At 73.1% G+C, this 9440-nt stretch carries 10 protein-coding genes; 4 read left to right on the top strand and 6 right to left on the bottom strand.

The window, feature by feature from the left end; all coding sequences use genetic code 11:
• Positions 1-403: 403 nt before the first annotated feature.
• The 3 genes from AB0G02_RS21340 to AB0G02_RS21330 all read right to left on the bottom strand — a co-directional run bounded on the left by AB0G02_RS21340 (position 404) and on the right by AB0G02_RS21330 (position 3302).
• Positions 404-1687 (bottom strand): hypothetical protein, encoded by a 1284-nt coding sequence (locus AB0G02_RS21340; RefSeq protein ID WP_360797085.1) that lies wholly within the window; start codon positions 1685-1687, stop codon positions 404-406.
• Positions 1688-1770: 83 nt separating this feature from the next.
• The gene (locus AB0G02_RS21335) at positions 1771-2985 is read right to left on the bottom strand and encodes an RNA polymerase sigma factor (protein ID WP_360797083.1); all 1215 of its coding nucleotides are present in this window, start codon (positions 2983-2985) and stop codon (positions 1771-1773) included.
• Positions 2982-3302 carry a YciI family protein gene (locus AB0G02_RS21330; protein WP_360797081.1) on the bottom strand — a complete coding sequence of 107 codons (321 nt, stop codon included), beginning with the start codon at positions 3300-3302 and terminating at the stop codon, positions 2982-2984. Before AB0G02_RS21330 ends, AB0G02_RS21335 begins: the two co-directional genes overlap by 4 nt.
• A gap of 88 nt (positions 3303-3390) precedes the next feature.
• On the opposite strand from AB0G02_RS21330, the gene AB0G02_RS21325 reads away from it, so the two are divergent.
• Positions 3391-3891, top strand: coding sequence for a hypothetical protein (locus tag AB0G02_RS21325; protein WP_360797079.1), 501 nt, complete (start codon positions 3391-3393; stop codon positions 3889-3891).
• 15 nt (positions 3892-3906) lie between these two features.
• Here AB0G02_RS21325 and AB0G02_RS21320 read toward each other — a convergent pair whose 3' ends face one another.
• On the bottom strand, positions 3907-4449 hold the full coding sequence (locus AB0G02_RS21320) for a hypothetical protein (RefSeq protein ID WP_360797077.1): 543 nt from the start codon (positions 4447-4449) through the stop codon (positions 3907-3909).
• A gap of 75 nt (positions 4450-4524) precedes the next feature.
• A complete protein-coding gene (locus tag AB0G02_RS21315; protein ID WP_360797075.1) occupies positions 4525-5214 on the bottom strand; it encodes an aspartate/glutamate racemase family protein in 690 nt (229 codons plus the stop codon).
• Positions 5215-5308: 94 nt separating this feature from the next.
• On the opposite strand from AB0G02_RS21315, the gene AB0G02_RS21310 reads away from it, so the two are divergent.
• The 3 genes from AB0G02_RS21310 (at position 5309) to AB0G02_RS21300 (ending at position 8389) form a co-directional block, all read left to right on the top strand.
• A complete protein-coding gene (locus AB0G02_RS21310) occupies positions 5309-6934 on the top strand; it encodes an AMP-binding protein (protein ID WP_360797073.1) in 1626 nt (541 codons plus the stop codon).
• Positions 6935-7067: 133 nt separating this feature from the next.
• Positions 7068-7967, top strand: a complete 900-nt coding sequence (locus tag AB0G02_RS21305) for a PAC2 family protein (protein WP_360797089.1) — start codon at positions 7068-7070, stop codon at positions 7965-7967.
• 95 nt (positions 7968-8062) lie between these two features.
• On the top strand, positions 8063-8389 hold the full coding sequence (locus tag AB0G02_RS21300; RefSeq protein ID WP_360797071.1) for a chorismate mutase: 327 nt from the start codon (positions 8063-8065) through the stop codon (positions 8387-8389).
• Here AB0G02_RS21300 and AB0G02_RS21295 read toward each other — a convergent pair.
• The gene (locus AB0G02_RS21295) at positions 8380-9348 is read right to left on the bottom strand and encodes an LLM class flavin-dependent oxidoreductase (protein ID WP_360797087.1); all 969 of its coding nucleotides are present in this window, start codon (positions 9346-9348) and stop codon (positions 8380-8382) included. The two genes, AB0G02_RS21300 and AB0G02_RS21295, sit on opposite strands and share 10 nt — an antisense overlap.
• Positions 9349-9440 lie beyond the last annotated feature (92 nt).

Below are 9440 nucleotides of genomic sequence, written 5' to 3'. Positions count from 1 at the left end.
GCCCCGCCCGCACCGCCTGCCTGCCCGCGCCCGCGCCGCCCCGCCCGCCCGCGCACTGGCCGCCGCACCCCCGCCGTGCCTCATCTCCCGGCCGCCTCACCTCCGGGGCGCGTCCGTTCCGGCCGGCCCTGTCGTGGCGGCCCCGGCGACCTTCAGGCCCGGCTCCGACGTTCCGCTGTGGCGGGCCGGCCGTGGGTGGTGGGTTGGCCGGGGTGGTCTCGGCGGTCCGATTCTCTCAACCGAGGTACGAGAACAGTGTTTCCGTACATTTTCGGCCCATGATCACCCGATCGTGTTCGAGATGACCGAGACCGAAACCGGGACGTCCCGGCCTGGCTCGCAGCGAACGTAGTGCAGTGGTGCCGGAGGCGCCTGTCGAACGGCCGAGGGGCACGGGCGGGGGTCAGGGGGGAGGGGCGGGCGGGGTCCAGGTTCTCAGGCGGCCGTCCGCCAGTTCGGCGAAACGGCCGGTGCGCGGGTTGTGGGCGGTCGGCGTGAAGTCCTCGACCACGGCCGTGCGCGCGCCCTCCACGGGGTCCCAGACCTCCAGGCCCGAGGCCGTGCCGACGTACAGCAAGCCCTCGTGCCCCCACATCCTCCCGACCGGACCGGCGAACGCGGTGAGCCGCCGACCACCCACCACGTCGTGCACCTCGACCCCGTCCACCGGGGGCCGGTCCGGCTTCCAGATCGGCTGGAACACCGCCGTGCGGTCGTCCAGCCACGCTATCGGCAGGGTCCACGCGTCCCGCACGGCCAGCTCGCGACCGTGCTCGACGGCGTGCACGTCCCCACCCAGCCACGCCGCCACGTCGTGCACGACCACCACCCCGTACGGGCTCCACACCCACCCGTCGTCCAACAACCACCGCCCCGACGGGCTGCCCAGCAGCGCGCCGTGGAAGTAGTCCAGGTAGTGCTCGGGCTTCGGCCCGTCACCGGACCACGACGTCACCCGGTCGGTGAGCAACCGGCCCGAAGGGAGCGAGAACGCGTCCAGGCGGTTCCAGTCGGTCGCGGTCACGACCACCGGAGCGGAGCCGGAACCGAGGAACGCCAACGGGAAGCAGGTGTGCCGGTAGCGGTAGTCGCCGCGGTCCAGCGGCATGACCTCGGTGCCGGTGACGAGGTCCACCACCACGCCGTGCCGGCCGAAGTCGGTCACCACCGCGGCGTACCGCCCGTCCGACGACGTGTGCAGCGCCGGACGCGGCGGCTCGGCCGAGTGGTCCCGCGGTTCGACGGGCAGCGACACCGGCGCGACCAGCCGCGTCCCGTCGCCCACCTCGACCAGGCCGTCCACCTCGACCAGGCCGTCCTCCGCGAGCACCAGCCAACCGCCGGGCAACGGGGCCACGCACCGCGCGTTCACCGGCTCGACCGCGCACCCGACCGACGTCCACTCCCCGCCCGGCGAGGACGGGCCGTCGCGGTGCCGCACCTCGGGCCGCCCGACCCAGCCCAGCAGGTCGCTGTAGTCGTCCACCCGCTCCGCGCACCCGACGCACAGCACGATCAGCTCCGACCGCGGGTCGTCCCGCTTCGAGCACCCCTCGCACAGCAGGTCGTAGGCCAGGCCGACCCCGCTGAACCACCCGTAGTGGTCCGGGGGCCGCTCACCGACCAGGTGCGCGCAGCCGCGGGTCCCGGCGGCGTGCGCGGCATGCCCGCAGGGGAGGACCTCCACCGACCCATTGTGGACCACCGGGCGTCGCCGGACCGTGCTCGGCACCAGCCGGCTCCCGGCCGTTCAGGGCGCGACTTCCGTGCTCACGCGCGGAGAGCGGTGATCCGGCCGGCCAGGTGGCGGCGCTCCACCTCGGTCGGCGCCAGCTCCCTGGCCCGTTCGTAGGCGGCCAGGGCTTCGGTGGTCCGGCCCAGGCGGCGGAGCAGGTCCGCCCTCGTGGCGGGGAGCAGGTGGCCCGTCACCTCGTCCCCCAGCTGGTCCACCAGGGCCAGGCCGGCGGCCGGTCCGTCGGCCATCGCCACCGCGACCGCCCGGTTCAGCCGCACCACCGGCGACGGCACGAACTTCTCCAGCTCGCCGTACAGCAGCGCGATCTGGGGCCAGTCCGTGTCCTCCGCCCGCTTCGCCGCGGCGTGGCACGCGGCGATCGCGGCCTGCACCTGGTACGGCCCCGGCCGACCCCGGCGCAACGCCCCGTCCAGCAGCGCCAGACCCTCCGCGACCTGCGCGCCGTCCCACCGCGACCGGTCCTGGTCGGTCAGCGGCACGAGATCGCCCGATGCGTCGAAGCGGGCCTCCCGGCGCGAGTCCTGCAACAACGTCAACGCCAGCAGGCCCACCGCCTCCGGCTCGTCGGGCATCAGGCCGACCAGCGTCCGCGCCAGCCGGATCGCCTGCGCGCACAGGTCACGCCTCAGCAGCTCGGCACCGGCACTGGCCGAGTACCCCTCGTTGAACAGCAGGTACAGCACGCCGAGCACGCCACCGGTCCGCTCGGGCAGCAGGTGGGCGGGCGGCACGCGGTACGGGATGCGGGCGTTGCGGATCTTCTGCCGCGCCCGCACCAGCCGCTTGGCCATCGTCGCCTCCGGCACCAGGAACGCCCGCGCGATCTCGGCCGTGGTCAGCCCGGCGACCGTGCGCAGGGTCAACCCGACCCTGGCCTCCAGCGTCAACGCCGGGTGGCAGCACGTGAAGATCAACCGCAGCAGGTCGTCACCGAACACGTCGACCTCGTCCTGCCCGTCGTCGGGCACGGCCACCACCTCCCGCAGCTTCGCCGCCTCCACGCCCGACCGCCGCAACGGGTCCAGCGCCCGGTTGCGGGCGGTCGTGGTCAGCCACGCGCCGGGCCGCTGGGGTACGCCTTCGCCGGGCCAGCACTCCAGCGCCCGCGCGAAGGCGTCCTGCACGCACTCCTCGGCCAGGTCCCAGTCGCCGGTGAGGCGGATCAACGTGGCCGTGATCCGCCCCCGCTCGGCCCGGAACAGGCCGGTGACCTCCTCGTCGAACGTCATCCGGTGTAGAAGGGCCGGACCTCGACCGAGCCGAACCGCGCGCACGGGTGCCGGGACGCGATGCGGATCGCCTCGTCCAGGTCGGCGCAGTCGACGACGTCGTAGCCGACGATCTGCTCCTTGGTCTCCGCGAACGGCCCGTCGGTCAGCAGCACCTCGTCACCGCGCGTGCGCACGGTGGTGGCGTCCTGGATCGACCGCAGCTGCGACCCGTCCAGCCGCCTGCCCCCGACCTCGTCCAGCCACTGCTCGATCGTGGGGTCGCCCGCGGTGGGCTCGATGGCCGGATCGACGCAGATCAGCAGCATGTACTTCATCGGTCACTCCTGTCGTCGGGTTGCATTCCACCACTACGACGAACGGGATCGCCCCCGGAGGACACCCTCCGCGAATAATCTTCGCGGCATGACCCGTGACCTGTCCGCGATCGAGGAAGACGTGGCGGTGCTCGACGCCGTCCTGGAGCCCGTCGCGAACGCGCCGGTCGACCTCTCCGACCCCGACTGGGGCGCGAAGCTGGAGTCCGCGCCGCTGGACCGCGCCGACGTGCGCACCGAGGCGGACGCCGTGCTCACCGAGATCCTCGCCCGTTACGAGGCGGACGCCGGGGCGCGACCCGGCCTGCGCGCGTTGTTCGACCGGTACCCCTCGTTCCGCTGGGCGGTGAACCCGGCGTTCCCCGCGACGGCCGACGGCGTCCGGTCCGCGCTGCTGCTCCTCTCCGCGCGCGACCAGGGCGCGGACGCGCGGGACGAGCTCATGGTGCTGCGGGCCGTCTGCGACGAGGCGCGGGCGGCCGGCGTGGACGTCGACCCCCTCCTGCGCGAGGTCGCGGCGATGTCCAACGACGTCGACCGGTACGGCATGGGCTCGATGCGCCGACTGCTCCTCGACACCGCCGGCTGACGCCCGGAGCAGGCGCTAGGCGTCTTCCTTCGCCTCACCGCGGCGGCGCATGAACGTGAAACCGGGGATGCCCTGGATCGCCTGCCGGACGTCGTTGGTGACCTCCAGCAGCTGGTGGATGTCCGGCCCGACCCGGTCGAGGGTGGCCAGGATCGGCAGGACGTCCTCCATCAGGTGCTTGGTCAGCACCGGCAGCTGGTCCACCAGCTGCACGGCCGCGTCCACCTCCTGCGGCGACAGGTCGTCGACGAACCGCTGCGCCAGCGGCTGGGCCTTGCGGGCGATCGGCGCGTAGTCGTCCAGCAGCTCGCGCGACGTGCGGGCGGTGAGGCTCACGTCAGTCGTCACGCCCTCGGCCGTCTCGGTCACCGCCTTGGCCCGCGCCACCAGCGCCTCGGTCTCCGCCAGCACCCGTTCGGTGCGGGAGACCAGCCCGTCGGCGCGGCGGACGACGGCCTCGGCCGCGCCCAGCAGGTCCAGCACGCGGCCGGGCACGGACACGGCGGTCTCGACGGTGGTCCTCGCCAGGCCGAACAGGGTGCGCGGGGTCAGGTCCATGCCGTCCACTGTGCCGCACGCGGCCGTCCTCGGCCTCAGGGAGATCCCCGACCGCGTGATCCGGCCGGGGTCGGGTCAGGCGTCGCTCAGCGCGAGGTCGACCCCGGTCTCCACGTGGACGCGGGTGGAGTCGACCAGCGGCACGGTGCTGTCGGACTGGTCGACCAGCAGCGTGATCTCGGTGCAGCCCAGGACCACCGCCTCCGCGCCCCGGTCCACGAGCCGCGCGATCACCTCGCGGTACGCGGCGCGGGACGCCGGTTCGACCCGGTTGCGGGTCAGCTCCTGGTAGATCACGTCGTGCACCAGCGTGCGGTCCGGCTCGTCCGGGACGACCACCTCGATGCCGTGCTCCCGCATCCGGTCGCGGTAGAAGTCCTGCTCCATGGTGAACCGGGTGCCGAGCAGGCCGACCCTGCGGTGGTCGGTCAACCTCCGGGCCGTGGCGTCCACGATGTGCACGAACGGCACCCCGATCGCGTCCGTGATCGCGTCGGCCACCTTGTGCATGGTGTTCGTGCACAGCAGGACCAGCTCCGCGCCCGCCCCTTCGAGCTTGCGCGCCGCCTCGGCCAGCAGTTCGCCGGAACGCTCCCACTGCCCGGTCCGCTGGAGGTGCTCGACCTCGGCGAAGTCGACGGTCAGCAGCACGCTGGGCGCGCAGTGGTGGCCGCCGAGCCGCCGCCGCGTCTCCTCGTTGAGCAGCCGGTAGTACTCGGCCGACGACTCCCAGCTCATCCCGCCGATCAACCCGATGGTCCGCATGACGGCGATTGTCTCCTCCCGGTGGGTCCGGACCACCACGAATAACGTCGCCGTCAGGGGTTCCCGGGGGTCTGACCTGCGGTACGTTGCCTTGATGGCGCACCTGAGCTACTCCTCGGGCACCTCGGACGTGCCACTGCTGGGCGACACGATCGGTGCGAACCTCGACCGCGCGGTGACCGCGCACGCCGACCGGGAGGCGCTGGTCGACCGCGCCACCGGACGCCGGTGGACCTACCGCGAGCTGGCCGCCGAGGTCGACTCGGTCGCCGCCGGGCTGCTCGCGTCCGGGGTCGCGGTCGGTGACCGCGTCGGCATCTGGTCGCCCAACCGCGCGGAGTGGGTCGTCGTCCAGTACGCGACCGCGCGCATCGGCGCGATCCTGGTCAACATCAACCCGTCCTACCGGGTGCACGAGCTGGAGTACGTGCTCAACCAGTCGGGCGTGCGGTCCCTCGTCGCCGCGCCGTCGTTCAAGACCTCCGACTACGCCGGGATGATCGCCGAGGTGCGGCCCCGCTGCGCCGCGCTGCGCCAGGTCGTGCTCCTCGACAGTCCGGAGTGGACGGACCTGCACGCGGACGACGTGCCGTCGTCGTGGCCGGAGCTGTCGGCGGACGACCCGATCAACCTCCAGTACACGTCCGGCACCACCGGTTTTCCCAAGGGCGCGACCCTGTCGCACCACAACATCCTCAACAACGGCTTCTTCGTCGGGGAGCTGCTCGGGTACACCGAGGAGGACCGGATCTGCGTCCCGGTGCCCTTCTACCACTGCTTCGGGATGGTCATGGGCAACCTCGCCGCGACCTCGCACGGCGCGTGCGTCGTGATCCCCGCGCCCTCGTTCGAGCCCGCCGCCACGCTCCGGGCCGTCGCGGAGGAGCGCTGCACGTCGTTGTACGGGGTGCCGACGATGTTCATCGCGGAGCTCGCGGAACCGGACTTCGACTCCTACGACCTGTCGTCGCTGCGCACCGGGATCATGGCCGGCTCGCCGTGCCCGGTCGAGGTGATGAAGCAGGTCGTGGAGCGGATGGGGATGCGCGAGGTGTCCATCTGCTACGGCATGACCGAGACGTCGCCGGTGTCCACCCAGACCCGCCGGGACGACTCGCTGGACCGGCGGGTCTCCACCGTCGGCCGGGTCGGGCCGCACCTGGAGGTCAAGGTCGTCGACCCGGACACCGGCCGCACCGCGCCGCGCGGCACGCCCGGCGAGCTGTGCACCCGCGGGTACTCGGTGATGCTCGGCTACTGGGAGCAGCCCGACAAGACCGCGGAGGCGATCGACGCCGCCCGGTGGATGCACACCGGCGACCTGGCGGTGATGGACGACGACGGGTACGTCACCATCACCGGCCGGATCAAGGACATGGTCATCCGCGGTGGCGAGAACCTGTACCCGCGCGAGATCGAGGAGTTCCTCCACACCCACCCGGACGTGCTCGACGCGCAGGTCGTGGGCGTGCCGGACCTGAAGTACGGCGAAGAGTTGATGGCGTGGGTCCGGATGCGGCCGGGGGCGGAACCGCTGACCGCCGAGTCGCTGCGCTCGTTCTGCGCGGGCAGGCTCGCCCACCAGAAGATCCCCCGGTACGTGCACGTGGTGGACGAGTTCCCGATGACCGTCACCGGCAAGGTCCGCAAGGTCGAGATGCGCAAGCGGGCCGTGGAGATCCTCGGCTTGGCCGACGCCGCCGCGCGGGAGCACGCGTAGGCCCTCGCGATGTGCGGAGGTACGCACCCGGTTTCGACCTCGCTCGAATTCCGGGGGGATCGGGGAATGGACGGCGGCCGCTCGACGTTGACGGGGTTGAGGACTGTCAGGTGAGCACTTGGGGAGGCACGCGGTGGCGCTGGACCCGGAGGATCTGTTCGAGGTCGACTCCGACGTCCCGGACCTGAGCGGAGCGGTGCTGCTGCACCACTTCGACGGTTTCATGGACGCCGGTGCGGCGGGGACGGCGCTCGTCGCCCACCTGCTCGAAGCGCACGAGCACCGCGTGGTCGCCCGGTTCGACGTCGACGACCTGATCGACTACCGCGCGCGTCGGCCGACGATGACCTACGCCACCGACCGGTGGGAGTCCTACGACGCCCCCGAGCTGGTCGTCCACCTGATGCACGACGCGGTGGGCACGCCGTTCCTGCTGATGACCGGCCCCGAGCCGGACCGCCGGTGGGAAGCGGTGGTCGCGGCGGTGCGGTCGCTGATCGAGCGGTGGGGGGTGCGGCTCGCGGTCAGCTTCCACGGCATCCCGATGGGTGTGCCGCACACCCGCAAGCTCTCGGTGATCTCGCACGCCACCCGGCCCGAGCTGGTCGTGGAGGGTTCGCCGTTCACCAGGGTGCAGGTGCCGGGCAACCTGTCGGCGCTGCTGGAGCTGCGGCTCGGGGAGGCCGGGCACGACGCCATGGGCTTCTCCGCGTACGTGCCGCACTACCTCGCGCAGGGCACCTACCCGGCGGCCGCGCTGGGCCTGCTCCAGGCGTTGACGAAGTCGACGGGCCTGGTCGTGCAGGCCGCCGCGCTGAACGAGGCGGCCCGCCGGACGGACGCCGAGATCTCCCGCCAGGTGGCGGAGTCGGTCGAGGTCGCGCAGGTGGTCGAGGCGCTGGAGCGGCAGTACGACGCGTTCACCGAGGCGTCGGACAACCTGCTGGTGGACGCCGACCAGCCGCTGCCCAGCGCGGACGAGCTGGGCGCCGAGTTCGAGCGCTTCCTGGCCGAGCAGCAACGCGACCACTGACAGCAGCACCCGCGCGGGACCACCGACGGACAGCGGGACCGCCGACCCGGGCCGACCTGGGCCGTCCCGCCCGGGTCGTGGGGGATGATGGCGGCGTGCCTGAAGCCGCATCGCCCGCGCCCACCTCGCTGGCCGAGGTCCGCGCCCGCATCGACGTGATCGACTCCGAGCTGGTGCGCCTGCTCGCGCAGCGCCAGGGCCTGGTGCGGGCCGCCGCGTCGTTCAAGTCGGACGCGCAGGCGGTCCGGGCGCCGGACCGGGTCGCGCAGGTGGTCGAGTCGGTGCGCGCCCGCGCGCGGGACGCGGGTCTGGAGCCCGCGGTCGCGGAGGCCGTGTGGCGGGCGATGATCGGCGCGTTCATCGAGCTGGAGCTGGCCGAGCACGCCCGGACCGGCGCCGCGGACGCCCCCGGTCAGAGGTAGAGCGCGGCCAGCCGGCGGTACGAGTCGAGCATCGCGTCGCGGTCGTAGGTGCTGGTGGTGACCAGGACTTCGTCGGCGGCCGTGCGGTCGACCAGCGCGTCCAGCGCCTTGGCCACCTCGGACGGCGTGCCGTGGACGTGCCCCTGGAGCGCCTGCTCGAAGAACGTGCGCTCGCGGTCGGTCATGGTGCGGGCGAGGATGTCGCCCGGCGGGCTCAGCGGCGGGAACTCGCCCCTCGTGCGCGAGTGGGCCATCGCCCACGCCTCCGGCACCAGGAGCCGCCAGGCGTCCTCCGTGGTGTCCGCGACGGCGACCGTCGAGGAGATCACCACGTACGGGTCGGCCGCCCAGACCGACGGGCGGAACTCGGCGCGGTAGGTCCGGACGGCGTCGACCATGGCGTCTTCGCCCCGGAACGCGCCGATGACGAGCGGCACGCCGTGCGCGGCGGCCACGCGCGCCCCGGCGCCGGTGGCCAGGACGAACGGGGAGACGCGCAGGCCGTCGGCCGGGTAGCCGCGGACCGCCCGGTCGCCGGTGAAGTAACCCAGCAGCTCCGCGAGCAGGGGACCGAACGCGGCGGCGTCCTCCCGGTCGTGGCCCAACGCCTTGCGGACCGCCTCGATGAACCCGACCGAACGGCCCAGGCCCATGTCGATCCGGCCGGGGAACAGCGACTCCAGCACCCCGAACTGCTCGGCCACGACCAGCGGTTGGTGGTTGGGCAGCATCACGCCGCCGGTGCCGACCCTGATCCGGGACGTCGCGGCGGCCACGGCGGCGGCCAGCACGGTCGGCGCGGACCCGGCCACCCCCGGCACGCCGTGGTGCTCGGACACCCAGAAGCGGTGGTAGCCGAGCTGCTCCGCCTGGCGGGCGAACGCGACCGTGTCGCGCAACGCCTCGGGATGGCCGTGCCCGGCCCGCACCCGAGACCGGTCCAGCACGGAAAGCCTCACGTCCACGTCAACGACCGCCGGACGTGCGGCATTCCGGTCAGAGGAAGGGAAACGGGAACGGGGGAGGCGGGCGCGTGCGGCCACGCGCCCGC

The sequence above is a fragment of the Actinosynnema sp. NPDC023658 genome, assembly GCF_040639995.1.
Classification (GTDB): domain Bacteria; phylum Actinomycetota; class Actinomycetes; order Mycobacteriales; family Pseudonocardiaceae; genus Actinosynnema.
Note: the sequence above shows the minus strand (reverse complement) of the source record. Positions and strands in the feature narration are given on the sequence as shown.